The organism is Nocardia coubleae NBRC 108252 (assembly GCF_001612805.1).
Taxonomy (GTDB): domain Bacteria; phylum Actinomycetota; class Actinomycetes; order Mycobacteriales; family Mycobacteriaceae; genus Nocardia; species Nocardia coubleae.
This window is the reverse complement of sequence record NZ_BDBD01000011.1, coordinates 1107522-1131333: the sequence shown is the minus strand read 5'-3', so window position 1 is coordinate 1131333 and position 23812 is coordinate 1107522. Positions and strand designations below refer to the sequence as shown.

Annotated in this window: 22 protein-coding genes; 17 read left to right on the top strand and 5 right to left on the bottom strand. The window is 67.6% G+C overall.

The annotated features are described in order from the left end of the window. The first annotated feature begins 144 nt into the window (after window positions 1–144). The 3 genes from NCO8_RS14240 to NCO8_RS14230 are packed head-to-tail and all read left to right on the top strand — an operon-like array spanning window position 145 to window position 2916. Window positions 145–807, top strand: coding sequence for a hypothetical protein (locus NCO8_RS14240; RefSeq protein WP_067639656.1), 663 nt, complete (start codon window positions 145–147; stop codon window positions 805–807). Further along, a complete protein-coding gene (locus tag NCO8_RS14235; RefSeq protein ID WP_067639654.1) occupies window positions 800–2155 on the top strand; it encodes a glutamine synthetase family protein in 1356 nt (451 codons plus the stop codon). The genes NCO8_RS14240 and NCO8_RS14235 overlap by 8 nt, the downstream gene beginning before the upstream one ends. Further along, complete coding sequence (locus tag NCO8_RS14230; protein WP_067639652.1) at window positions 2152–2916, top strand: gamma-glutamyl-gamma-aminobutyrate hydrolase family protein; 765 nt, start codon at window positions 2152–2154, stop codon at window positions 2914–2916. The genes NCO8_RS14235 and NCO8_RS14230 overlap by 4 nt, the downstream gene beginning before the upstream one ends. A gap of 64 nt (window positions 2917–2980) precedes the next feature. Here the strand turns inward: NCO8_RS14230 and NCO8_RS14225 are convergent, their stop codons facing one another. Then, window positions 2981–3658 (bottom strand): TetR/AcrR family transcriptional regulator, encoded by a 678-nt coding sequence (locus NCO8_RS14225; RefSeq protein WP_067639650.1) that lies wholly within the window; start codon window positions 3656–3658, stop codon window positions 2981–2983. Between the two features lie 310 nt (window positions 3659–3968). On the opposite strand from NCO8_RS14225, the gene NCO8_RS14220 reads away from it, so the two are divergent. From NCO8_RS14220 to NCO8_RS14190, 7 genes are read left to right on the top strand one after another with little or no spacing between them, the layout of a single operon-like run. Then, on the top strand, window positions 3969–5576 hold the full coding sequence (locus NCO8_RS14220) for a class I adenylate-forming enzyme family protein (RefSeq protein ID WP_067639648.1): 1608 nt from the start codon (window positions 3969–3971) through the stop codon (window positions 5574–5576). 10 nt (window positions 5577–5586) lie between these two features. Further along, window positions 5587–6384: an enoyl-CoA hydratase/isomerase family protein gene (locus tag NCO8_RS14215; RefSeq protein WP_067639646.1), complete on the top strand. Its 798-nt coding sequence runs from the start codon at window positions 5587–5589 to the stop codon at window positions 6382–6384. Further along, window positions 6381–7475: a Zn-dependent alcohol dehydrogenase gene (locus NCO8_RS14210; protein ID WP_067639644.1), complete on the top strand. Its 1095-nt coding sequence runs from the start codon at window positions 6381–6383 to the stop codon at window positions 7473–7475. The genes NCO8_RS14215 and NCO8_RS14210 overlap by 4 nt, the downstream gene beginning before the upstream one ends. 29 nt (window positions 7476–7504) lie before the next feature. Further along, a complete protein-coding gene (locus NCO8_RS14205; protein ID WP_067639642.1) occupies window positions 7505–8962 on the top strand; it encodes an aldehyde dehydrogenase family protein in 1458 nt (485 codons plus the stop codon). Window positions 8963–8992: 30 nt separating this feature from the next. Further along, window positions 8993–10657: a flavin-containing monooxygenase gene (locus NCO8_RS14200; protein ID WP_067639640.1), complete on the top strand. Its 1665-nt coding sequence runs from the start codon at window positions 8993–8995 to the stop codon at window positions 10655–10657. Continuing rightward, entirely contained in the window at window positions 10654–11028 is a 375-nt protein-coding gene (gene kal, locus NCO8_RS14195) for a 3-aminobutyryl-CoA ammonia lyase (protein WP_067494302.1), read from the top strand. The genes NCO8_RS14200 and kal overlap by 4 nt, the downstream gene beginning before the upstream one ends. Window positions 11029–11033: 5 nt before the next feature. Beyond that, window positions 11034–12332 (top strand): NAD(P)/FAD-dependent oxidoreductase, encoded by a 1299-nt coding sequence (locus NCO8_RS14190; protein ID WP_067639638.1) that lies wholly within the window; start codon window positions 11034–11036, stop codon window positions 12330–12332. A 69-nt stretch (window positions 12333–12401) separates the two neighbouring features. Here NCO8_RS14190 and NCO8_RS14185 read toward each other — a convergent pair whose 3' ends face one another. Then, window positions 12402–12851, bottom strand: coding sequence for a MaoC family dehydratase (locus tag NCO8_RS14185; protein WP_245655349.1), 450 nt, complete (start codon window positions 12849–12851; stop codon window positions 12402–12404). A gap of 90 nt (window positions 12852–12941) precedes the next feature. Between NCO8_RS14185 and NCO8_RS14180 the strand changes: the two genes are divergently transcribed. The 4 genes from NCO8_RS14180 (at window position 12942) to NCO8_RS14165 (ending at window position 17301) form a co-directional block, all read left to right on the top strand. Next, entirely contained in the window at window positions 12942–13931 is a 990-nt protein-coding gene (locus tag NCO8_RS14180; protein WP_067640179.1) for an NAD(P)H-dependent flavin oxidoreductase, read from the top strand. A 214-nt stretch (window positions 13932–14145) separates the two neighbouring features. After that, window positions 14146–14841, top strand: coding sequence for a transporter (locus NCO8_RS14175; protein ID WP_067639634.1), 696 nt, complete (start codon window positions 14146–14148; stop codon window positions 14839–14841). A gap of 41 nt (window positions 14842–14882) precedes the next feature. Continuing rightward, window positions 14883–16241 carry a flavin monoamine oxidase family protein gene (locus NCO8_RS14170; RefSeq protein ID WP_067639632.1) on the top strand — a complete coding sequence of 453 codons (1359 nt, stop codon included), beginning with the start codon at window positions 14883–14885 and terminating at the stop codon, window positions 16239–16241. A 22-nt stretch (window positions 16242–16263) separates the two neighbouring features. Beyond that, complete coding sequence (locus NCO8_RS14165) at window positions 16264–17301, top strand: hypothetical protein (protein ID WP_067639630.1); 1038 nt, start codon at window positions 16264–16266, stop codon at window positions 17299–17301. A 2-nt stretch (window positions 17302–17303) separates the two neighbouring features. Here the strand turns inward: NCO8_RS14165 and NCO8_RS14160 are convergent, their stop codons facing one another. The 3 genes from NCO8_RS14160 to NCO8_RS14150 are packed head-to-tail and all read right to left on the bottom strand — an operon-like array spanning window position 17304 to window position 20523. Next, window positions 17304–18176, bottom strand: a complete 873-nt coding sequence (locus NCO8_RS14160) for a sugar phosphate isomerase/epimerase family protein (protein WP_067639628.1) — start codon at window positions 18174–18176, stop codon at window positions 17304–17306. Next, on the bottom strand, window positions 18173–19363 hold the full coding sequence (locus NCO8_RS14155; RefSeq protein WP_067639626.1) for a dihydrodipicolinate synthase family protein: 1191 nt from the start codon (window positions 19361–19363) through the stop codon (window positions 18173–18175). The genes NCO8_RS14160 and NCO8_RS14155 overlap by 4 nt, the downstream gene beginning before the upstream one ends. Beyond that, window positions 19360–20523, bottom strand: a complete 1164-nt coding sequence (locus tag NCO8_RS14150) for a Gfo/Idh/MocA family protein (protein ID WP_067639624.1) — start codon at window positions 20521–20523, stop codon at window positions 19360–19362. The genes NCO8_RS14155 and NCO8_RS14150 overlap by 4 nt, the downstream gene beginning before the upstream one ends. A gap of 171 nt (window positions 20524–20694) precedes the next feature. Here NCO8_RS14150 and NCO8_RS14145 point away from each other — a divergent pair, with 171 nt between their 5' ends. From NCO8_RS14145 to NCO8_RS14135, 3 genes are all read left to right on the top strand, one after another. Continuing rightward, window positions 20695–21729 carry a LacI family DNA-binding transcriptional regulator gene (locus tag NCO8_RS14145; protein ID WP_067494330.1) on the top strand — a complete coding sequence of 345 codons (1035 nt, stop codon included), beginning with the start codon at window positions 20695–20697 and terminating at the stop codon, window positions 21727–21729. Between the two features lie 126 nt (window positions 21730–21855). Continuing rightward, window positions 21856–22728 carry an ABC transporter permease gene (locus NCO8_RS14140; RefSeq protein WP_067494334.1) on the top strand — a complete coding sequence of 291 codons (873 nt, stop codon included), beginning with the start codon at window positions 21856–21858 and terminating at the stop codon, window positions 22726–22728. A 43-nt stretch (window positions 22729–22771) separates the two neighbouring features. After that, window positions 22772–23812, top strand: coding sequence for an ABC transporter substrate-binding protein (locus tag NCO8_RS14135; RefSeq protein WP_067639622.1), 1041 nt, complete (start codon window positions 22772–22774; stop codon window positions 23810–23812).

Sequence of the window (23812 nt, the reverse complement as noted above, 5' to 3'; positions counted from 1 at the left end):
GCTCGTCGTTGACAAGAAGTGATCTGTGCCTCACCATCATAGTCACGTGACCCAGACATTTGACTAGAAGTTCACGTTCCATTTGGGATCCGCTGTCGACGGTGTACCGCGCACGCGATCTCGTCGCATCGAAAGGACAACAAGATGACCGAAACGACGATCGGTCCCGCGACGCGCGGGGCCGAGGCGGTCGCCGGGGTCGACATCCGGATCGAGGACGACGCAAGTCCGATCGTCCGGCTGATCGCCCGGACCATCGCCGATTCCCTCCGCGCCGACAGCTCGCTGCTGCCCGCCGGACTCACCGGCACGATCGCGATCCGTTCCCACGACACACCGCAGGCGGCCACGATCACCCTCGCCGACGGCGCGATCGCGGTGTCGGGCGGTGTGTTCGTCGAGCCCGACCTCGACGCGACCGTCGATCTGAACCAGTTCTTCGCCCCGGTGGGCGAGCCCGTCGGCTCGGCGGAGTTCGCGGCCGCCGCGGTCGCCCTGCTGTCGCCGCCGCTGCCGGACTGGAAGACCGCCGCGCTGAGCTTCTGGGAGAAGGCCCGCTCGGTACCCGGCATCCCCGACATGCTCGTCGCCGTCATCGAAGGACCCGACGGCGTGGAGCAGGTCGTCGCGGGTGAGGGGGAGACCCACTACGTCATCGCGGGCCCGCCGGACCTGCTGGCCGCCGTCTTCACCGGCGCGGTCGATCTGCTCGCCGCTCTGTCCACCGGCCTCGTCGGCGTGCGCGGCACGCTCTCGCAGCTGTCCGTACTGGTCGGCGCCTCCTGGAAGGTTCGTTACGATGTCTGAAATCGCCACCACCGCAACGGTTCTCGAGCCGGGCGTGCACACGGTCCGGATCGAGTCGACCAATCACGACGGCTCGTTCCACGGCAAGAACGTCTCGCCCGCGAAGTACACCGCCTGCGCGGACTCCGGTTTCGCGATGGCCGACCTGCTGTTCGGTCTCGACCTCGGCAACGCGCCGACGCTCGGGTTCGCCTACCCCGACTGGCGCGGTCATCTCGCCGACCTGCAGTTCCGGCCCGACCCGGCGACCATGGTGCAGTGGGCGCCCGGTGTGCAGTCGGTGATCGGTGACTACTGGCAGCCCGACGGCACCCCGATCGGCACCTGTCCGCGCAATCTCGCCCGCAAGCTGGTCGATCGGCTCGCCGACCGCGGTTTCACCGCGACCATCGCCGTCGAGATCGAGGCCACCCTGTTCCAGGAGTCGGTGCACGAGGCACGCGCGAAGGGGTACCGCGATCTCACCCCGCTCGGCGGATCCGCGGGCACCGCCTACAACCTGGCCAAGTCCAAGGACTGGGTCGACTACATGTCGGCGGTCGCGCGACGGCTCGAGGAGATCGGCATCGAGTGGGAGGCGTGGAGCGATGAGGACGCGGCCGGTCAGGTCGAGCTCAATCTCGTCCCCGCCGACCCGATCTCGGTGTGCGACAACTGGGCTCGCGCCCGGCAGGTGATGCGTGAGGTGGCCTTCGAGCTCGGTCACACCGTCACCTTCATGGCCAAACCGACCGCCGGTTACGGCCAGGCCTCACACGTCAACCTGTCGTTGCAGCGCGACGGTGTCAATGCGTTCTACGCCGCCGACGGGCCGTCGGACACCATGCGGCACGCGGTCGCCGGACTGCTCGCGACGATGCGCGGCGCGACCTCGGTGATGCTCCCGCAGATCACCTCCTTCCGCCGCCTGGTCGACCTGAGCGGGCCGCCGACCACGGTGACGTGGGGCATCGCCAACAAGACGACAGCCGTGCGCGCGGTGTGTGGTCACCCGAAGTACTCGCGCCTCGAGTACCGCGTTCCGGGTGCCGACGCCAACCTGTACCTCGCGGTCGCGACGATTCTGGCCGGTGTGATCGCCGGGATCGACGGCAAGCTCGAACCGGCCGACCCGATCAGCGACATGGCTTGGTGCGCACCGGATCTCGAACGGCTGCCGGACACCATCACCAAGGCGGCCGACGCGCTCGAGTCCGATCTGATCCTGCGTGAGCAGCTCGGCGACGAGTTCGTCGACTACTGGGTCGGCACGCGGCGCTGGGAATGGATGCAGTTCCACACCACCGGCGGCGATCCGTTCGCCGAGCTGTCGGAGTGGGAATCCACGCGCTACTTCGAGTTCCCGTGACCGCGCGCTCGACCCCGGTGAAACCGCTGATCGGGCTCACCGGACGACGGTTCAGGATGGGCCTGATCAGCGGCAGTCATCCGGGCTACAGCCGACGGCTCACCGACGCCTTCTTCGCCGATTTCGCGGAACGGATCACCCGCGCGGGTGGCGTGCCGGTGATGCTGCCCTACGACGCCGATCCGGCCGCGCTCGGCGACTGGCTGTCGGGTGTGGTGATCACGGGCGGTCAGGATGTGCACCCGCGCTGGTGGGGTGGCGACGAGTCGGTGGTCGGTGAGATCGACGCGGTCGACAACCCGTCGGTGCACGATCCCGACCGCGACCGCTTCGAGACCGAGCTCACCACGGTCGCGATCGAACGGCAGATCCCGCTGCTCGGCGTGTGTCGCGGCATGCAGGTGCTCAACGTGACCCTCGGTGGCACGCTGATCGCCGACCTGCCGCCCGGGCCGATCGAGCACCTGGCGGCGGCCGGTCCGCTCTCGGACGGCGACCCCGGGCACGTCGTCACCTTCGACCCGGGAACGGTGGCGCAGAAGGTGTTCGGCGATCGGCTCGTCACCAATTCGTGGCACCACCAGGCGGTCGACGCGTGCGGTGACGGGCTGGTCGTCACCGGCCGCACCGAGGACGGCGTCGCCGAGGCCATCGAGCTGCCCGGCGCCCCGGTGCTCGGCGTGCAATGGCATCCCGAGTGGATGGTCACCGACGACGGCGCCCTGCGCTGGCTGGTCGAAGCGGCCGCCGAGCAGCGCTGAACAACGACGACTGTGGCCGCCACCTCGTCGGTGGCGGCCACAGCGGCGTGTACTTCGTCTCGGGTCAGCCCATGCGAACCCACGACACCAGCGAGCGCATGTCGGGCTCGGGTTCATGGACCACCGGCTCGGCCGCGGGGGCGGCGGGCTCGCCCAGGTTCACCGCCATCCAGGCGTCGAGCACGCCGAGGGTGAGTGCCATCTGGGCCTGCGCCGCGTTCTCGTCGGTGAAGACCAGCCAATTGAGGGCGAAGCCGTCGGACAGCGCGGACACCACGTAGATCAGCTTGTCGATCGTGCCCGCGTCGACCGGTCGGCCGGGCGCGACGGTGGTGCCCTCGAGGATCGAGTGCATGGTCGAGAAGGCTTTGGCATACACGACCTCGGCCTGCTCGCCCTCCCGTTGACCCCAGCTGATCAGCTCGAGGATGGTCGCCCCGAAATCCGGGTTCGCCAGATACCACTCGAGTACGCCGCGCAACAGCCCGCGAGCCGTGTTCTGCGTGTCGCTGTGGACGTCGCTGCGGTGCAGCACGTCGCGGTACTCGTTGGCGAGGTACTCGAACACCGCTGCGAACAGCACCTCTTTGGTGGCGAAGCAGTAGTGCAGGGTGGCCAGGGGAGCGCTCGCCTCTTCCGCGATGCGGCGCGTCGTGGCTCCGTCTACCCCGTGGGCGGCGATCACGCGCACGGCCGCGGCCACCAGATCGGCGCGGCGTTCGGCGGCGGGAATGCGAGCCATGCGTAACTCCTGTCGATTCATATCTGAACGATTGATCAAGTCAACTTCGACATTACCAGTACGACAGCGCATCGCTCACGTGTGACCGCGCCTGTCGCGAAGAAAAGATGGTCATACGCCTTGATCAAATGACCCACTCCGGCTACCGTTATGGCAGGCCTCACATTCCCACCGACCAGTGGCCATACCCACCGGCGATCCAGGCCCATCGAAAACACCCGTGACGGCGCGCCCGCCGCGCTCGGCCGCAAACCCGGCCGGCTGCAGGTCGACCGACGACCTATCACCTGCCAACCGCGAAGAGGACGACATGACCCGAGTCGAATCGGTCCATCCCGAACGTGAGATCACGCTCGCTCGCCTGGCCATGGACCCGCCCATCGACACCCTCGTCGATCTCCTGGCGGACCAGGCCGCGCGCTCGCCCGAGCGTGAGTTCCTCCGCTTCACGGCGGGCACGTGGACGTTCGGCGAGATCGACGACTGGACATCGCGCCTGGCGCGGCGACTGGTCGCCGAGGACGGCGTCCGCCCCGGCGACCGGGTGGCGATCATGCTCCCCAACGTCGTCGAGTGGCCGGTGGCCTGGCTGTCGATCCTCGGCGCGGGCGGTGTCACGGTCCCGGTGAACTCGTCGTATCAACGCGCGGACCTGGAATTCGTGCTCCGCGATTCGGGCGCACGGCTGATCTTCACCGACGCCGAGCATCGGGCCCTGGTCGAAGAGGTCCGCACCGGCGCCGACGACCTGGCCGACGTCCGCATCATCGACGTTTCCGCGGTCGGCGAACTCGCGCACCTCCCGGCGGGCCGTCCGGTACTCGACATCACCGGCGAGACGCTCGCCAACCTCCAATACACCTCGGGCACGACCGGGTTCCCCAAGGCGTGCATGCTCACCCACGACTACTGGACCCGGCTGGGCTGGGTCTGCGCGAACGCGACCGACCTCGGCCCCGACGACGTGGCGCTCACCTCACAACCGTTCTCCTACATGGACCCGCAGTGGAACACCGCACTGTGCCTGACGATCGGTGCGCCGCTGGTGGTGCTTCCCCGGTTCTCCGCGTCGGGCTTCATGGCCGACGTCCGCAAGCATCGGGCCACCTTCTGCTACGTCCTCGGTTCGATGCCGACACTGCTGTACAAGCAGGCGCCGACCCCGCAGGACCGCGACAACGACCTGCGCATCGTGCTGTGCTCGGGGGTTCCCGCCGCTTTGCACGCCGAGCTCGAACAGCGGTGGGGCGCGCCGTGGCGGGAGATCTTCGGGATGACCGAGAGCGGCGTCGACCTGGTCAGCCTGCCCGAATCCACCGAGGACGTCGGCAGCGGGCGGCTCGGCCGGCCGGTGCCGACCAAGCAGGTCCGGGTGATCGACCCCCAGGGCCGCGAAGTCGGCGAGGGCGAATCCGGCGAACTCGTCACCTCCGGCAAACCGATGATGCTCGGTTACTGGAACCGGCCCGAGGACACCGCCCAGGTACTGCGTGACGGCTGGTTGCACACGGGCGATGTCGCGGTCCGCGAGGAAGGCAGCTACCGCCTGGTCGGCCGGCTCAAGGACATGGTGCGCCGGGGCGGGGAGAACATCGCCAGCGCCGAGGTCGAACGCGTGCTCGAACGCGACGACAGCGTTGTCGCCACCGCCGTCGTCGGGGTACCGGACGAGTTGTTCGGCGAGGAGGTCAAGGCCTTCGTGCAGCTGGCGCCCGGTGTCGCGGAGAGCCGCGAGACCGCGCAGCGCATCCTCGACGACGCACGAAACCAATTGGCGCGCTTCAAACTTCCGCGCTACGTGGAATTCGTCGCCGACTTCCCGCGCACCCCGTCCGAGCGGGTGTCCAAACCCGCGCTGAAGGCACGCGCCGCCGAGAACCCCGGCACCACCTACGACCTGCAACCACCGCGCGACTGAGGAGCCGGACATGACCGACAACTATCTGGACGTACGCATCGACGACGACGTCGCGGTGCTCACGCTGAACCGCCCGGCGAAGCTGAACGTGCTCGATGTGGCCACCCGGGTGCTGCTCGCGCAGACCATCCGCCACTTCGGCACCGGCGATCTGGTGCGCGGGATCGTGCTCACCGGCACCGGCCGGGCCTTCTCCGCGGGGGAGGACCTGCAGGCGGTTCCGTCCACGTACGAGGAGATCCGCGAGGCGGTCTCGACCTTCCACGACGTCACCCGCGCGATTTTCGAGACCAAGGTCCCGGTGATCGCGGCGGTGAACGGGATCGCCGTCGGCGGCGCCTCGGAGATCACGCTGTCCTGTGACGGGCGGATCGGCAGCCCGGCCGCCGAGTACTTCCAGCCGGAGAACCACCGCGGCATCATCATCTCCAACGCCTCGAGCTTCCTGATGGGCAGGCTGGTCCGCAACCACGCGATGCGCATCGTCCTCGGCTCGCAGCGAGTCGCCGCCGAGGAGGCCCTGCGCATCGGTCTGCTCGACGAGATCGTCGCCCCGGAGATGCTGGTCGACCGCGCCGTCGAGGTGGCCCGCCAGTGGAACTCCGATCCCCGCATCACGGCATTGCACCTGGGCCTGCTGCGGCCGCTGCCCGCCGAGATCGAGGCCGCGTTCGCCCGCGAGGACGACGCCGCCCGCCAGGCCTGGGAGTCCGGCGCCTTCAGCGAGGGCATCGAAAGTTTCTGGACATCGAAGAACGCGGCGTCCCCGGCGCCCGCGCAGAGCAACCGAGATCGGAGCCGATCATGATCACCACCGAAGCAGCTGTCCTCACGGCGGTCGGTGAACCGCTGGAGTTCACCGAGATCCTGGTCGACGACCCGGAGCCCAACGAGGTTCGCCTCGCGGTCTCGAATGTCGGTCTGTGCCACAGCGACCTGCACTACATGACCGGCACCGTCGGCGCCGACCTACCCGTGGTGGTCGGGCACGAGGTGGCGGGCGTGGTCGAGTCGGTCGGCTCGGCGGTGACCACGCTGCGTCCCGGCGATCGCGTCGTCGGCGCTCTCACGCCTTCGTGCGGGCAGTGCCGCAACTGCCAGGTCGGTCACTCGACCCAGTGCCAGCGCATCACCCAGATCCGGCAGCGTCCCCGCCCCGCCTTCCAGCTGCCCGACGGGCGGGTCGTCCATCGCCTCGGCGATGTCGGTGCGTTCTCCCGGCACACCCTGATGCGCGAGAACGCGCTGGTGAAGGTGGCCGACGAGGTGGGTCTGCACGTAGGCTGCCTGCTCTCGTGCTGCATCATCACCGGTGTCGGCGCCGTGTTCCGTGGTGCCGAAGTGCGTCCCGGCGCCACCGTCGCCGTGATCGGTTGCGGCGGTGTGGGTTCGGCCATCATCCAGGGCGCACGGCTGGCCGGTGCCTCGGCGATCGTCGCCGTCGACCTCGACGACGCCCGCCTCGCCGCCGCCAGGACCTACGGCGCCACCCACGTCGTGAACGGCGCGGCCGATGTGGCCGCCGAGATCCAGAACCTGCTCGGGGACGGCGTGGACTACTCCTTCGAAGCCGTCGGCAGCGCGCGGACCGCGGCCACCGCCCTCGAGGTGCTGCGCCCCACCGGCACCGCGTGCCTGGTCGGTATCGCTCCCGACGGCACCGATCTGAAGCTGCCCGCGTGGAACTTCTTCTTCTCCGAGAAGCGTCTCATCGGTTCCTACATGGGGTCGGGACAGGCGCAGGAGGACATCGCCCAGTTCGCCCGCCTGTACCAGCAGGGGCGGCTGCTGCTCGACGAGATGGTCAGCGATGTCATCCCGTTCCACGACGTCGACAAGGGCTTCGAGGCGATGAAGTCCGGCGAAGTCACCCGCATCGTCGCCGACCTCACTGTCTGAGATCCGTTCGCGCACCGAAGGAGCACCTGATGACGAATCCCCAACTGCCCCAACCGATCAACTACATCGCCGACGAGTGGTCCGAGTGCGCGACGATTCCCGACGCCTGGAACCTCGACCCCAACACCGGCCTGCCGGTGCACCGCGCCGTCACCACCACCCCTGAGGACGTGGAACGCGCCCTGCGCCATGCCGAGCAGTCCTACGGTTTCGAACGCTGGGACGACGCGGCGAGCGAGGAACGCGCCGAGATCATCGAGCGCGCGGCCGACATCGTCGAGTCCCGCATCGAGGACATCGCCCGCACCGACGCTCTCACCAGCGGTGTCCCGATCGCCAAGGCCCGGATGGTCGCGCAGTTCCTGCCGTACCGGATCCGTGCGGCGGCCGCGGAGTTGCGGACCATCCCGCGTCGCACCGCGCTCGAGGCCGGTGGCCGGGACGTGCGGCTGTACAAGGTCCCGTGGGGCCCGGCCGCCATCCTCACCCCGTGGAACGGCCCGAGTTTCATTCCGGCCGCGAAGATGGTGAGCGCGCTGGCCGCCGGCTGCCCGGTGATCCTCAAGCCGTCCGAACACGCGCCGAGCAGCGCCCAGATCATCGTCGAGAGCTTCGTCAAGGCCGGACTGCCCGCCGGCGCGTTGCAGCTGCTGCACGGCGCGGGTGACGTGGGCGCCGCCGTCACCGGTGACCGGCGCGTGAAGATCGTCTCCTTCACCGGCGGCCCGAACGCCGGCCGGGCGATCGCCCGCGCGGCCGCCGAGGACTTCAAGGTGCTCCAGCTCGAGCTCGGCGGCAACAATCCGGCCCTGGTGCTCGACGACGCCGATATCGACGTGGCGGCCGACGGCATCCTCGACGGGATGACCAAGCTCAACGGTCAGTGGTGCGAGGGCCCCGGCAAGGTGCTCGCGCACAAGAGCCTGGTCCAACCGCTGCTCGAGGCGCTGCTGGACCGGATCGCCCACATCGAGATCGGCAACTCGCTCGACGAGAGCACCGAACTCGGCCCCATCTCCAACGCCCCGCACTTCGCGACGCTGCAGAGCCGGATCGAAGGGCTTCGCACCCATGGCGCGACCATCCACCAGCCCGCGAAGCTCCCCGACCTCGGCGGTTTCTTCCTGTCGCCGACCGTCGCGACGGGCGTCGACGCGTCGCTGGCCACCGCCGAACTGTTCGGCCCGCTGATCAGCCTGCACGCCGTGGAGTCCGACGAGGACGCGCTGCGCGTGGCCAACGCCGACCCGTCGGGGCTCGACGCCTACGTGTTCGGCGGCGACCTGAACCGCGCCGTCGATGTCGGCTCGCGAATCCTGTCCGGCGAGGTGCGCGTCAACGGCGCCAAGGTCGCCGATCTGGCCGACGGATCGGCCCAAAGCTTCTGGGGCACTTCCGGAATCGGCGGTCACGCCCCCGGTGAGTCCGTCCGGGTGTTCTGCGGCGACCGCGTTGTCGGCGTCGATTCCCCCGATCTCCCCATGTAATCGACTCCCTCAACGAAAGCGGCCACTGCCATGAACTCCACCTCAACCACCGACCAAGAGGTTGTCGACGTCATCGGTGTCGGCGCCGGCTTCACCGGCGTGTACCTCGCCCACCGGCTGACCACAGCGGGCTGGACCTTCGCCGGTTTCGAAGCCGGACCCAGCGTCGGCGGCACCTGGTTCTGGAACACCTACCCGGGCGCACGCTGTGACGTCGAGAGCATCTACTACTCCTACTCCTTCGACGAGGCACTCCAGCAGGAGTGGACGTGGAGCCAGCGCTTCGCCCCGCAGGCCGAGATCCTCAGTTACATCGAGCATGTCGCCGACCGCTTCGACCTGCGCAAGCACTTCACCTTCAACACCCGCGTGGTCGCCTCCACCTGGAACGCCGCCGATCGGCTCTGGGAGGTGCGGCTCGACAACGGTGAGATCCGGCGCAGCCGCTATCTGATCTCGGGTGCGGGCGGCCTGTCGACGCCGAAGGACTTCGACGTGCCCGGCCTGTCGAACTTCACCGGGTTGAAGGTGTCGACGAGCCGGTGGAACATCTCCCTCGACGACCTCGCGGGCAAGCGCGTCGCCGTGATCGGCACGGGATCCTCCGGCGTGCAGGCGATTCCGCTGATCGCCGAGGTCGCCGAGCACCTCACGGTGTTCCAGCGCACCCCGAACTACGTGATGCCCGCCCGCAACGCCGAACTCGCCCCCGACCAGGTCGCCGCCGTCAAGGACAACTATGTGGCGATTCGGGAGGAGTGCAGGCACTCGCCGGGTGGCATTCCCGATCGCCCCGTCACCGACCGGGCCTTCGATGTCTCGGACTCCGAGCGCAAGCGCCGGTACGAGGCGGCCTACGAGCGCAGCGGGTTCCTCGGCGTCGGCGCGGAATTCGCCGACCTGCTGTTCGACGAGGAAGCGAACCGGACCGCGTCGGAGTTCATCCACGACAAGATCCGCGAGATCGTGAAAGACCCGGTCACCGCGGAACGGCTGGTCCCCAAGTACCACCCGCTCGGCGCCAAGCGCAGCGTCTTCGGCACGGACTACTACGAGACCTACAACCGGCCGAACGTGTCGCTTGTTTCACTGCGTGAAGAGTCGATCGAGACGATGACCGAGAACGCGATCGTCACCTCGAACGGCACCTACGAGGTGGACGCCATCGTGCTCGCGATCGGGTTCGACGCTTTCACCGGCCCGCTCTACGGGCTCAACCTGACCGGTGCGTCCGGCAAGAAACTGCAGGAAGCGTGGAGTGACGGTATCCGCTCCTACCTCGGAATCATGGCGGCCGACTTCCCCAACTTCTTCATGGTCGGCGGCCCGCTGAGTCCCGCGCTCGCCAGCAATGTGGTGGTGACCATCGAGCAGGCCGTCGACTGGATCGCCGACCTGATCGAACACGCCCGCGACACCGGCGCGACGCAGATCGAAGCCACCCCCGAGGCCCAGCAGGAGTGGGTCGACATCACCGAGTGGACCGTGTCCCAGACGCTGTACGCCACCACCGACTCCTGGTATCGGGGCTCGAACATCGAGGGCAAACCCAACACCTTCATGGGCTACCTGGGCGGGGTCGGCAAGTACCGCCGCATGTGCACCGAGATCGCCAAGCGGGGCTATCCCGGCGTCGCGATCGACGGCGAAGCGACGTCGCGCACAGTCGGCCCGATTCACGAGGAGATCGCATGAGCAGCGCAGTCCACCGGCGGTATGTCGCCTTCTCCGACGCCCACTACGCCGGTAACCTCGTCGACGGCGCCTACGCCTTGAAGCTCTTCGGCGATGTCGGCACCAATCTCGCGATCGAAATGGACGGCCATGAGGGGTTGTTCGCCGGTTACTCGTCGGTGGAATTCCTCGCCCCGGTCCGTGGTGGCGATGTCGTCGAGGCCGAAGCAACCCTGGTGAAGAAGGGAAACCGCAGCCGCACGGTCGATTTCGAGCTCCGGGTGATCTGCCGCGGCTCCGACGACACCGGCCGGGCGCAGGTCCTCGACCCACCCCTGGTCGCGGTACGCGCTCGCGGTACCGCGGTCATCCCCGCAGACGGAACGGAGTAGGCGCCATGGAATTGATCGACGACACCGGTTGGGCCGAACAACCCACCACGGTCGAACCATCGCTCACCGGTGACATCGACTGCGACGTCGTCGTGATCGGTGGCGGTGGCGGCGGTATGTCGGCGGCCCTGCGCCTCGCCGACAAGGGCGTGGACGTGGTGCTGCTCGAGGCGAAAACCCTCGGCTGGGGCGCCACCTCCCGCAACGCGGGCTACATCACGAACTCGGTCGCCGCCGATCCCGAACTGCTGGGGTTCCTGCTGAAGCGCGAGCGGTTGCGCGAGCTGTACCGCTACGCCGAGCACGCGGTGCATTTCGCCGAGGACGCGATCGAGCACCACGCGATCGACTGTGATTACAAGCAGGAAGGCATCGTGATGGCCGCGGTGTCGAAGGGACAGTTGCGGCACGCCCGCCGCAACGCGAAGGTCCTGGCCGCCGCCGGATCGTCGGGCGAATTCGTCGAGGGTCCCGAGGCTGGGCTGCCGGAGGGCTTCCTCGGTGGAATCCGTGAAGGCGTGGGCGGCACGGTCAACCCGGGCAAGTTCGCCCTCGGTCTGCGCGCCGCGACGATCGCCGCCGGTGTGCGCGTCTACGAGTCCACTCCGGCGGTCGACGTCGTCGATACCGGTGACCGGGTCACCGTCGAAACCCCGCACGGAAAGGTCAGGGCACGCAAGGCGCTACTCACCACCAACGCCGCGAGCAACAGCCTGTCCATCGCGCCGAAACACCTCGCGACCCCGGTGTGGACCTCGCTGGTCGAAACCGAACCGATCCCGCCCGAGCGGCTCGACGAGATCGGCTGGACCAGCAGGGCGCCGCTGGTCACCCTGCACATGATCCTCGAGAGTTATCGCGTCACTCCGCGCGGCACCATCGCGTTCGGCACCCGCCGCATCCAGGCAGGTCGCAACCCGCTGCCGACCCGTACTCCCGCGCCGCAGGTCGTCGACGATCTCGTCCGTGGCTTCCACGACCGCTTCCCCGGCCTGCGCGACATCGAGCCGGTGCGGGCCTGGGGTGGCTGGATCGGCATGAGCTCCACCTGGTTGCCCGCCGCGGGCGAGGCCTCCGAGAACGTGCTGTACTCGGCGGCCTGCAACGGCCACGGCTTCGCCCAGGCGCAATACGTGGGACACCTGCTGGCCGACCATGTCACCGGTGCACCGCGGCACGAGGACCTCGAAGCGATCTGGCACGGCGGCAAACGGTTCTGGCCCAGCTTCGTCAACAACCCCGCGCTGTACCTCGGTTGGCTCGCCGACCGCACCGTCGACCGCTGGGCCTCGCTCTGGAAGTGAACCGCGCTCGCGCCGCCGTCGGCGAAGGCACTCTTCGCCGTCGGCAGGCGCGTGGTGCGCGGTCGTCTTTCATGGCCGGGTGAAGGCCAGCAACCGGGCGGTGGTGTGCTGGCGGACCTCGCCGTGCTGGTTGAGCGTGTCATAGGTCGCGGTGATGAATCCGCGGCGGGGATCGGACCGGGATGGTCGCACATCGGTCACCTCCAGTTCGACGTGCAAGCGGTCTCCCGGCCGGGTCGGTGACGGCCAGGCCAGTTCGATGGAAGCGCCGATGATGCCGGTGGCCAACGGCAGTCCCGTGGTGACCAACAGGCGCATGGTGATCGCGGCGGTGTGCCAGCCGCTGGCCGCCAGGCCTCCGAAGAAGGTGTCCTTCGCGCTGTCCTCGCCGAGGTGGAACGGTTGCGGGTCCCACTCTGTGGCGAAGTCGACGATGGCGTCGGCCCCGAGGTCGTAGGTGGCGGTGCGGAACCGATCGCCGACGGCGATGTCGTCCAGCCAGAGAACGTTGGTGGTCACTGGATGCTCCTCATTGACAAAGAGTGATTCTTGACCCACGATCATAGTCACATGACTTAGACAAATGACTACGATTCGGTCAGGATGTACATGTTCACCAACACCTTCACGGAAACGTTCGGCATCGAGCACCCCCTCGTCTGTGGCGGCATGACCGCCGTCGGCACGGCGGACCTGATCGGCGCGGTGGCCAACGCCGGTGCCCTCGGATTCCTCACCGCTCTCACCCAGCCCACACCGGAGGCGCTGGTCAAGGAGATCAACCGCTGTCGTGACCTCACCGACAAGCCCTTCGGTGTGAATCTGACGATCCTGCCGACCATCAAGCCGGTGCCCTACGACGAATATCGCGACGCGATCGTCGAGAGCGGCATCACCATCGTCGAAACCGCCGGCGGTAACCCGCAGCCGCACCTGCCCACCTTCAAGGCGGCGGGGGTGAAGGTGATCCACAAGGCGGTCACCGTTCGCCACGCGCTCAAAGCCCAGCAGCTCGGTGTCGACGCGGTGAGCATCGACGGTTTCGAATGCGCGGGACACCCCGGTGAGGACGATGTTCCCGGTCTGGTGTTGATCCCCGCCGCCGCGCGAGCGCTGACCGTTCCGATCATCGCCAGCGGCGGAATCGCCACCGGGGCAGGGCTTGTCGCGGCCCTCGCACTCGGCGCGTGCGCGGTGAACATGGGCACGCGGTTCATGGCGACCACCGAGGCGCCCATCCACGACAACGTCAAGCGGCAGATCGTCGACAACAGCGAACGCGACACGGTCATCGTGTTCCGCGAGTTCCACAACTCCGCCCGGGTGGCCCGCAACGCGGTGTCTGAGGAGATCGCCGCGGTCTCCCGCGAGCCCGGCGCGACCTTCGACGACATCGCCCACCTGGCCAGCGGTGCTCGCGCCCGCGAGCGCGTGTACGGCGACGGCGATGTCGACGGTGGACTGTGGTGGGCGAGCCAGGCCCAGGGGTTGATCCACGACATCGGCAGCTGCCGGGACGTGGTCGACACCATCCTCGCCGAGGCGCGGCAGATCATCACCTCGACGCTGCCCGATCAGCTCGGCGGCGGAAAATTGTGAGTCAAACGCCTTGATCATATGACCCACTCGCTGTAGCGTTATGACTGGCATCACATTCCGACCTCAGTGTCGGGGCTGCGCGCATATCCGGTTCGACAGTCGGATGCCGGACCCATACGTCTTGCCGGAGCGAAACGGCTACCGATCCTCGATCGCTCGGCAGAAAAGACCCCATTGCCGCTGGTCGGCGGGTGGCACTTTCAAGGAGAAGATCATGTCCATCAAGGAACTGCTTTTCGCGGTCGCGGACATCTGGATGATCGCCGTCGGTTTCACCTACGGCATCAAATTCATCCGGAACTACAAGAATTATCTGCTCGGTATCGAGTGGATCATCGTCGCGACCTCGGGGACGAATTTCCTGATCTACGGTCTGCTCAAAGCGGGCCACGACAGCCCGATGTATACCGGCGCGGCCTATTTGGACGCCTTCTCCCGATCGGTCGGTATCACGCTGATCCTGGTCCTCGGGCTCATGCAGGTGACCCACCGGTACAAGCCGTCGGCGGCGGTGGACATCGGCGCGTTCGCGCTCGCGGGTGTGGCCGGCCTGCTGCTGCTCGGCTACCAGGACACCATCGGTCTGCCTGCCGCGATCTTCTTCATCGTGGTCAACGTGCTCACCACGATCTTCCTCGCCTACTTCGTCAAGCGGCTGTGGCAGATCGGGGAGCGTCGACACGCCGTGTGGGCGGCCGTCGCCACCGCATGCGGTTTCGTGATCGCGGCGACCTACGACTTCGTCAAGATCCCCGGTGACGACGCCGAGCACACGATCTTCTACATCTTCGCCCTGTCGACGTGGGGACTGCAGATGTTCGCCTACTACCGCGCCTACCGCGCTTTCGACGCTTACAACAAGCGGGTCGCCGCGCCGGCGGTAGCCGGTGACGCCACCGTCACGGCGTAATCGACGAATCCATTCCGACCGATCTACAGGCTGGAGCCGACATGGCAACGCAGAATATTCGAGAAGAAGCCACCGAGGTTGTCGTGATCGGCGCCGGAATGGCGGGTTTGACGGCGGCGACCACCTTGGCGCCCGCGGCCGAGGTGGTCGTGCTCGAGTCCACCGATCGCACGGGCGGGCGCGTCGAAACCGTCCGTCAGGGCGACTACTGGATCAACCTCGGCACCCAGTTCACCGAGGGCACCGGCACACTGATCGACGCGCTGGAGCGGCACAACATCGAGATGGGCTCGCTCGCGGGCAAGAGTATCGCGCTGCACCTGAACGGTTCGACGGTCGACACCTCGAATCCGCTGGCACTCATGTTCCGCACCCGCATGACCATGATGGATCGGATCGGGCTGGCCATCGTCGGCGCGCGCATCCTCTCGGCCGCGCCGTTCCTCGAATCGCAGAGCCGCTTCGCCCAGCGTGTCCGCGCGAGGCTCGAGTCCAGGCTGGCGTCGTATCTGCTGAACGGCGTCCGCTCGGAACTGGCCGCCACGATCGTCCGGTCGTGGTCGGCGCAGTGGATGGGATGTGATCCGGAGGAGACGGCGGCCGCTCAGTTCGTGTACTCGGTGGGCATCGCACTCACCGACCCGGAGAAGGTGCCGAACTTCTCGCTGCCCTCGGGCGGCAACCAGACACTGACCGATGTGCTCACCGAAGACCTCGGTGCCCGCATCCGGCGCAACGCGGTGGTACACACGGTGCGCCGCGATGGTGACGGCGTGGTCGTCGACTATCTCGACGGCGATCGTCCGGCGCGACTTCGGGCCCGGCGGGCTATCGTGACCACCCCGGCCGACATCACCGAGCGGATCATCCCCGACCTGCCCCAGCAGTACCGCAACGCGTTCAACGACATCACCTACGGCCGCTATGTCGTGGTCGGCTTCTTCACCGACGAGGTCGGTCCGCAACGGTGGGACAAGTACTTCGGCATCTCGGCGCCGCAGCTGTCGTTCCAGGCGGTGTTCAATCATGCCGCGGCGCTGCGCACCGGTGACGACCGCAAACCGGGCGGTGCCCTGGCTTGTTTCGCCGGTGGCGGCAAGGCCGACGCGTTGCTGGACCTGCCCGACGAGGAGATCGTGTCCCGCTTCCGGAACGACCTGCTCACCGTGCTGCCCGAGCTGGAAGACAAGCTGGGGGAGGGCATTCTGCGCAGGCACCGCCGGGTCGTGCCGTTCTGGGCACCCGGCAGACGCAAGACCCTCCCCACCTTGCGCGACCCACTCGGCACCATCTATCTGGCCGGCGACTACCAGCTCGACGTACCCTCCCTGGCCGACGCAGCCACCTCGGGTGAACGATCGGCACAGGCGGTACTGGCAAGCCTCGGTCGCTCGCGGTAGCGGAGGAGTCGGCTTATCCTCCATGATCATGACCGGCCGAGCGGATTCTGAAGCCGAGCTCTTCCGCAGGGATCCTCGCCCACCGGACTTCATCGAGCACCGGCGGTATGCCTCGTTCCAGGCGTGGCGACAGCTCGTGGTCGGTGGCCACATCGACCACGAGCAGCTCGTGGGCGACCTGCTCGGCATCAGCCGCTACGTCCACTCTCGGTATGCCTACGGATATACGATTCACGAAGTCCTGCCGGAATTTTCGCGAAGTCGGCTCTCGGCTGCCCTGGGTGATGTGATTGTCCGTCTCCCGATGGAGCCGGCAGTCCGAATCCCGGTGGAAGAAGCTGTTATCCGGCTCGTAGCGTTCTTCGGGCCGGTACCGATGGAGTTGCTGTCGGACTCCGTCCTACGCACCGTGTTCTCCGGCATCCGGCCTCGCGATGTCGAATTCGCCGGGTCCACCGACTCTCTCGCGGCGCTGGACAAAATCTCGGCTACGGACACGCGGCGACTGAGCCATGTCCTGTGCGACGTCCCCGACGCGCAATTGCTCTGCATGGCCCGGCTGCGGCGACCGGACCTCCTCGAGGCGGTGCACGCGGCATTCGACTCCACGGACGGTGCATGGGCCGTCTCGACCTACTTGGCCCGTGATTTTCCACCCCCGGTCGATATCCCTACCCCGGACAGCCCACGGATGCTCGCCGGTCTGGTCACACTCGCCGAAGGCATGCCAGGCGACACCGTCTCCCACGGCCTGTTCCCCAGCCCCATCACGAAACTCGCCCGCCTATGCCTGGCATCGACAGGGCACTACCCTCCCGCCCACGTCCTCGACGCGGCTCGAAGTGCCTACGACAGGAGACGTCCCTACTACGCACACGACGCCGTGGCCTGCGCCCTCGCACACCCGGAAATCTCCGCTGCCGAGCGTGCCGACCTCATCCGTCACCTGTCTGGACATGACAGTCACGGGCGAGCAGCCCATGGCCGGCGGGCTCGAAAGAAGTTCTGGCGCATAGCCCGATGGGCAGCCGTCAGCTCTGACAGCACCGCGGCCGGGTGACCTCAGCCGACGAGGGACGGCAGTACCAGCTCCCGATACCGCCGCTTCATCGTCTCGATCACCTCGTGGCCGTCGCTGGACCACACCGTGGCGTTGAAGATCTCGACTTCCACGTCGCCGCGGTATCCGGCGTCGCGGACCCAGCGGCCGATGGCCGCGAAGTCGATGACGCCGTCGCCCATCATGCCCCGCGACAGCAGGGGGTCGGGGGCCATCGGGTTCAGCCAGTCGCACACCTGGTACGAGCTGATCCGTCCGGCCGCACCGGCCTGCGCGATCTGGTCCGCCAGGGTCGGGTCCCACCAGAGATGGAAGGTGTCGACCACAACGCCCACGGTCTCCGACGGATGCGGTTCGGCCATCGAGAGTGCCTGCGCCAGTGTGGAAATCACCGCTCGATCGGCACAGAACATGGGGTGCAGCGGTTCCAGCGCCAGGCGTACGCCGCGTTCGGCGGCGTAGGGGACCAGGAGCGCGAGCCGCTCCTCGACCCGTGCCCGGGCACCGGCGAGATCCCGATCGGGAATTCCGCCCATCACCATCACCAGTTCCCGCGTGCGGAGTGTCGCCGCGTCGTCGATCGCGCGGCGGTTGTCGTCGAGCGCGGCCGGTCCGTGCTCCCTGCCGGTCAGGAAGCCGCCGCGGCACAGGCTGGAGACGCGCAGACCCGCATCGGCCACGATCTTCGCCGCGGTGGTGGCCCCGACCTCGTCGACCCGGTCACGCCACAGTCCGATCGCACCGAGTCCGGCCCTTGCCGCACCGTCCACCGCCTCGGCCAGGGTCCACCGCTTGGTCGTCGCGGTGTTCAGCGACAGCGACCGGTACGGAGCAGCTGAGTCGTACGGGATCTGCTGCGCGACAACCGATGTCATGATCCGAGTCCGTTCAGTTCGAGGTACAGCCGCATGCGGTGCGCGGCCAGTTCGGGGTCCGCCAGCAGACCGGCCCGGTCGGCGAGCCGGAACAGCTCGGCCAGGTGCGGGACGGAACGGCCCGTGGACAACCCGCCGACCATGGAGAAGCCGGGCTGACGACCGTTGAGCCACGACAGGAACGCGATTCCGGTCTTGTAGTAGTACGTGGGCGCCGCGAAGATGTGCCGTCCGAGTTCCTGTGTGCTGCCGAGTATTTCGGATGCCCGCGCCACGTTGCCGTTGTCGAGCTCCTGCAGCGCGGTCGACGCGGCCGGATAGATCGCCGCGAAGATGCCGAGCAGTGCGTCCGAATGTCCCTGCGCGTCACCGACGATGAGCTCGGGATAGTTGAAATCGTCGCCGGTGTAGAGCCGGACCCCCGGCGGCAAGGCGCGCCGCAGCGCGATCTCGTGTCCGGCATCCAGCAGCGAGACCTTGACGCCGTCGATCTTCGACCGGTTGTTCTCGATGAGCGTCCGGAAAGTCTCGGTGGCGGTGGCGATATCGTCGCTACCCCAATAGCCGTGCAGCGCGGGGTCGAACATGGTGCCGAGCCAGTGCAGGATCACCGGCCGGTCGACACCTGTCAGCAGCCGTTCGTAGACGTCCACATAGTCGGCCGTCGACTCCGCGACCCGCACGAGAGCCCGCGAAGCCATCACGATCACCTGCGCGCCCGCCTCGGTCACCACGTCGATCTGCTCATGGTAGGCGTCGACGATCCTGGTGAGCCCGGCCGATCCGGCGGGCAGGCCGGCGAGGTCGAGCTGATCGGTGCCCGCACCGCAGGCGAGCCTGCCCCCGGTGGAAGCGGCCTCGCCGCCGGAACGCCGGATCAATTCGGCGGTGGTCCGCCAGTCGAGGCCCATCCCGCGCTGCGCGGTGTCCATGGCATCGGCGACACCGAGCCCGTAGGACCACAGCTCGTGCCGGTAGGCCAGCGTCGCGTCCCAGTCGATCGTCACGGGCGCGCCCGGCGTGTTGTCGGCTGTGGCACGCGGAATCACATGCGCCGCAGCGAAAGCCACCCGCGAGGTGATCGGCCCGGTCGGCCGCGTCCACGGGCCCGGAGCGCCGAGGACGTACCGTTCGAGCCGGTCACCGGCGGGCAGCAGCACCGACACATCGGTCGGGGCCGCGGTCACAGCGTCACCTCCGGAATCTCGATGCGGCGGCCTTCGGCGGAGCTGCGCAGGCCGAGTTCGGCGAGCTGAACCCCGCGCGCGGCGGAGAGCAGCCCGTAGCGGTGCGGCCGCTCGTTCACCACGTCGGCGAGGAACTCCTCCCACTGCAATTTGAAACCGTTGTCCAGATCGGCGTTCGCCGGCACCTCGAGCCATTGCTCGCGGAACGGTTCGGTGACCGGAAGATCCGGGTTCCACACGGGTTTGGGCGTATGCGAGCGATGCTGCGCGACACATTTACGCAATCCGGCCACGGCCGAACCGTGCGTGCCGTCGATCTGGAACTCGACGAGCTCGTCTCGATACACCCGCACCGCCCACGACGAATTGATCTGCGCGACAACGCCGTCAGCCATCTCGAAGATGCCGTAGGCGGCATCGTCGGCGGTGGCGTCGTACGGCTTGCCCTGCTCGTCCCACCGGGTGGGGATATGGGTCGTCGCCTTCGCGGTGACCGCCTCGACCTTGCCGAGCAACCCCTCGAGCACGTAGTTCCAGTGGCAGAACATGTCGACGACGATGCCGCCGCCGTCCTCGGCGCGGTAGTTCCAGCTGGGACGCTGGGCGGGCTGGCCGTCACCTTCGAAGACCCAGTAGCCGAATTCGCCACGCAACGACAGGATCCGCCCGAAGAAGCCCTCGTCGACCAGCCTGCGCAATTTGACCAGGCCGGGCAGATAGAGCTTGTCGTGCACGACACCCGCGGTGACGCCCGCGTTCGCGGCGACCCTGGCGAGTTCTACCGCCTCGGTGAGCGTTTCGGCGGTCGGCTTCTCGGTGAACACGTGCTTGCCCGCCTTCATCGCCGCCGCGAGCGCCTCGGCGCGCCGGGACGTGACCTGTGCGTCGAAGTAGATGTCGACGGACGGGTCGGCGATGACGGCGGCGGCATCGGTGCTCCATTCGGCGATACCGTGCTGTGCCGCGAGTTCGGCCAGCTTGGCGGCGTTGCGGCCCACCAGGATGGGCTCCACCTGGACGCGGCTGCCGTCCGGGAGCAGGAGGCCGCCCGCGTCGCGGATCGGCAGGATCGAGCGCACGAGGTGCTGGCGGTAACCCATGCGCCCGGTGACGCCGTTCATGGCGATGCGGAGCGTGCGCGGGGGAGTGGAATCGGGCATTGTTCTGTGCCTCTTCTGATTTGCGTGGCTGACGACCCGCAGAATGGGTCGCGGACGGTGCGGACAACTCCGCACACGGCGATGGACAAGTCAGCTCGGAATGCGCTTTCCAAGCTATGCTAAGTCACCGAGTCCGGTCAACCCCACCCCGAACCGAGGGAACGAGAAGTCATGGCGGCTGTGAGATTGCAAGACGTCGCGATCCGGGCGGGCGTCTCCCAGGCGACCGCCTCGCGCGTGCTCAACGGGTCGTCACGGGTGCCCGGCGAAGGCGTGGCCGACCGGGTCCGTGCCGCCGCCGCGGAGCTCGGCTATGTGCCGAATGCCCAGGCCCAGGCCCTGGCGCGGTCCTCCACCGGGCTGATCGGACTCGTCGTGCACGACATCGCCGACCCCTACTTCTCCTCGATCGTGCAGGGGGTGCAGACGGCGGCGCGCCGGGCGGGCAAGCTCGTCCTGCTGGCCAGCACGCAACGCGATTTCGACATCGAGCGCGAATCGGTGAGCACGTTCATCTCGCACCGCGCCGACGCGATCATCCTCGCGGGTTCGCGCCAGAGCGGCGATCTCGACCGCGATCTCGAGAAGGAGTGCGCGCGGTATCTGGACAACAACGGCAAGGTGGTCGTCGTCGGTCAACCACTGTCCTTCGGTGCCGCCGTCGAGCCCGAAAACTATGCGGCATCAGCGGAATTGGCGCACGCGCTGCTCGGTCAGGGGCATCGCGACTTCGCGGTGATCGGCGGGCCCGGTCACATCAGGACCGCCGTCGACCGGCGCAACGGCTTCGTCGAGGCACTCGCCTCGCAGGGTGTGACACCGCTGGTGGAGATCGCGGGAGACTTCTCCCGCGACGGTGGTTTCAGCGCGGCGCGCCGCCTCGCCGCGGCCTTGGATCTGCGCCACGGGCAGGCGGTCCCGCCCTGCGTCTTCGCCGTGAGCGACGTGATGGCAATCGGGGCGATCGCGGCCTGGCGCGAGCTCGGCTTGGCGGTTCCCGACGATGTCTGCGTCGCCGGGTTCGACGACATTCCCACGCTGCGCGACCACGTGCCAGGGCTCTCGACGGTGGCGCTGTCGCTGGTGGACATCGGCGAACGGGCCGTCGCGCTCGCGCTCGACGACACCGCAACGTCCTCGCGCGCACACGAATTCGTGCCCGGCCGGGTGATCCTGCGCGACAGCAGCGTTTTGCACCGCCCCTGACCTGGCCCGATTCGAAACCCTTGACACTGTGGGTCGGGTCACACTAGCCTCGGATCCAGCTTCGGAAAGCGCATTCCCAGCGGGTGCAGTTCGAATCCCGCTCCACTACTAGCTTTAGGACTCCAGATGGCGGTAGTCACGTCCGTCGAGGCCGGTTCCCCCGCACCGAAAGCGGCGCAACCCGTTCGCCCCCGGCGCCGAAAGCTTCCATCCCCGGCCGGTCTCTGGTCGACCGTCTGGCGGCCACTCGCCCTGGTGGCGGTGCTCGTCGTCGCCTGGTGGGCCGTCACGAAATTCGAGCTCGTCGAGCCCTACATCCTGCCGTCGCCCGCCGATACCTGGCGCACCACCGTCGACAACTCGGCGTACCTGCTCGAGAACACCTGGGTCACCACCTACGAAACGGTGGTCGGCTTCATCATCGCCGCGCTGATCGGCGAAGCCGTCGCCCTGGTGATGATCTATTCGCGTGGCGTCGAGCGAACGATGTACCCGCTCATCCTTTTCGCGCAGGTCATCCCGAAAATCGCCATCGCCCCGCTGTTCATCGTCTGGCTGGGCTTCGGCACCAGTCCCAAGATTCTCGTCGCCGTGCTGATGGCGTTCTTCCCGATCGTCATCTCCGGTATGGCCGGCCTGCGCTCGGTCGACCCGGAGATCCTCGAACTCACCTCCACCATGGGCGCGAGCAATTGGAAGACGTTTGTGAAGGTGCGTTTCCCGGCGTCGCTTCCGCAACTGATGTCCGGGCTCAAGATCGCCGCCACCCTCGCGGTCACCGGTGCCGTCGTCGGCGAATTCGTCGGCGCCAACGAAGGTCTGGGTTATGTGATTCTGCAGGCCAACGGAAACATCGACACCGCAATGCTGTTCGCGGCCCTGATCATCATGTCGCTGCTCGGCATCATCCTGTTCGCGATCATCGAGATCGCCGAACAGTTCCTCATTCCCTGGCACGCCTCCCGTCGATCCACGGCCTCGGTCGTCGGGGCGGCTTGAGCATGCCGAACCATCGTATTCGCGCCACAGCTGGAGAACTCGCATGAAATTCCGAACACGCACACTCACGTCCATCGCGGCCGCCGCGGTGGCATCGGTGCTGGTCTTGACCGGCTGCGGAGGCGGCGGCACCGAGGCCAAGGAGCCCGGCACCGACGGGAAGACCACCTCGGTGTCGCTGATGCTCAACTGGTACCCCTACGGCGAGCACGCCCCGTTCTATTACGGAGTGCAGGAAGGCATTTTCGCCAAGCACGGCATCGATCTGAAGATCTCGGCCGGCCAGGGGTCGACGAAGACCACGCAGGCCACCGGTTCCAAGCAGACCGACTTCGGCTGGGCCGATACGCCCGCCGTCCTCAGCAATATCGACAAGGGCGTCAAGGTCAAGAGCGTCGGCGTCTTCCTGCAGACCACGCCGTCGGCGGTGCAGGTGTTCGCCGATTCGAATATCCGGACTCCGGCCGACCTGGTGGGCAAGACTATCGCCGTCTCGGCGGGCGACGCGCCGACCACCACCTTCCCGGTCTATCTCGACAAGGCGGGTGTACCCGCCGATCAGGTCACCCAGCAGAGTCTCGACTCCGCGGGCAAGATGTCGGCGATGCTCTCGGGCCGCGTCGACGGGCTGATCGGCTTCGCGCACGACCAAGGGCCGACCATCGCGAACAAGAGCGGCAAAGAGGTGCGCTACCTGCGGTATTCGGAGCAGGGACTCAACTTCTTCAGCAACGGCCTGATCGCGAACCAGGCCACGATCGACTCCTCGCCCAAACTGGTGCAGGCCATGGTCGACGCGACCAGCGAGGCATTCGCCGCCGCGGCGGCGAAGCCCGAGGCCGCGGTCGCCGCGATGGAAGGCAAGGACCCGCAACTGCCGCCGCAGCCGGTGCTGCTGCAGCAGTGGCAGCAGACCATTCCGCTGCTCACCACCCCGGAAACCGTCGGCAAGGCGCCCGGAACCAATGCCGAGGCGAACTGGCGCGCCACCGTCGAGGTGCTCAGCACCGCGAAGCTCCTCGAGAAGGCCGAGGACCCGGCCAAGTACTGGGACTCCAAATTCACCCCGACCAGCCGGCCGTGA

What these genes read in the sequence shown, in the direction of transcription:
- NCO8_RS14240 (WP_067639656.1), top strand. Translation starts at nt 145, where the DNA reads ATGACCGAAACGACGATCGGTCCCGCGACGCGCGGGGCCGAGGCGGTC.
- NCO8_RS14235 (WP_067639654.1), top strand. Translation starts at nt 800, where the DNA reads ATGTCTGAAATCGCCACCACCGCAACGGTTCTCGAGCCGGGCGTGCAC.
- NCO8_RS14225 (WP_067639650.1), bottom strand. Translation starts at nt 3,658, where the DNA reads ATGGCTCGCATTCCCGCCGCCGAACGCCGCGCCGATCTGGTGGCCGCG.
- NCO8_RS14220 (WP_067639648.1), top strand. Translation starts at nt 3,969, where the DNA reads ATGACCCGAGTCGAATCGGTCCATCCCGAACGTGAGATCACGCTCGCT.
- NCO8_RS14215 (WP_067639646.1), top strand. Translation starts at nt 5,587, where the DNA reads ATGACCGACAACTATCTGGACGTACGCATCGACGACGACGTCGCGGTG.
- NCO8_RS14210 (WP_067639644.1), top strand. Translation starts at nt 6,381, where the DNA reads ATGATCACCACCGAAGCAGCTGTCCTCACGGCGGTCGGTGAACCGCTG.
- NCO8_RS14205 (WP_067639642.1), top strand. Translation starts at nt 7,505, where the DNA reads ATGACGAATCCCCAACTGCCCCAACCGATCAACTACATCGCCGACGAG.
- NCO8_RS14200 (WP_067639640.1), top strand. Translation starts at nt 8,993, where the DNA reads ATGAACTCCACCTCAACCACCGACCAAGAGGTTGTCGACGTCATCGGT.
- kal (WP_067494302.1), top strand. Translation starts at nt 10,654, where the DNA reads ATGAGCAGCGCAGTCCACCGGCGGTATGTCGCCTTCTCCGACGCCCAC.
- NCO8_RS14190 (WP_067639638.1), top strand. Translation starts at nt 11,034, where the DNA reads ATGGAATTGATCGACGACACCGGTTGGGCCGAACAACCCACCACGGTC.
- NCO8_RS14180 (WP_067640179.1), top strand. Translation starts at nt 12,942, where the DNA reads ATGTTCACCAACACCTTCACGGAAACGTTCGGCATCGAGCACCCCCTC.
- NCO8_RS14175 (WP_067639634.1), top strand. Translation starts at nt 14,146, where the DNA reads ATGTCCATCAAGGAACTGCTTTTCGCGGTCGCGGACATCTGGATGATC.
- NCO8_RS14170 (WP_067639632.1), top strand. Translation starts at nt 14,883, where the DNA reads ATGGCAACGCAGAATATTCGAGAAGAAGCCACCGAGGTTGTCGTGATC.
- NCO8_RS14165 (WP_067639630.1), top strand. Translation starts at nt 16,264, where the DNA reads ATGATCATGACCGGCCGAGCGGATTCTGAAGCCGAGCTCTTCCGCAGG.
- NCO8_RS14160 (WP_067639628.1), bottom strand. Translation starts at nt 18,176, where the DNA reads ATGACATCGGTTGTCGCGCAGCAGATCCCGTACGACTCAGCTGCTCCG.
- NCO8_RS14150 (WP_067639624.1), bottom strand. Translation starts at nt 20,523, where the DNA reads ATGCCCGATTCCACTCCCCCGCGCACGCTCCGCATCGCCATGAACGGC.
- NCO8_RS14145 (WP_067494330.1), top strand. Translation starts at nt 20,695, where the DNA reads ATGGCGGCTGTGAGATTGCAAGACGTCGCGATCCGGGCGGGCGTCTCC.
- NCO8_RS14140 (WP_067494334.1), top strand. Translation starts at nt 21,856, where the DNA reads ATGGCGGTAGTCACGTCCGTCGAGGCCGGTTCCCCCGCACCGAAAGCG.
- NCO8_RS14135 (WP_067639622.1), top strand. Translation starts at nt 22,772, where the DNA reads ATGAAATTCCGAACACGCACACTCACGTCCATCGCGGCCGCCGCGGTG.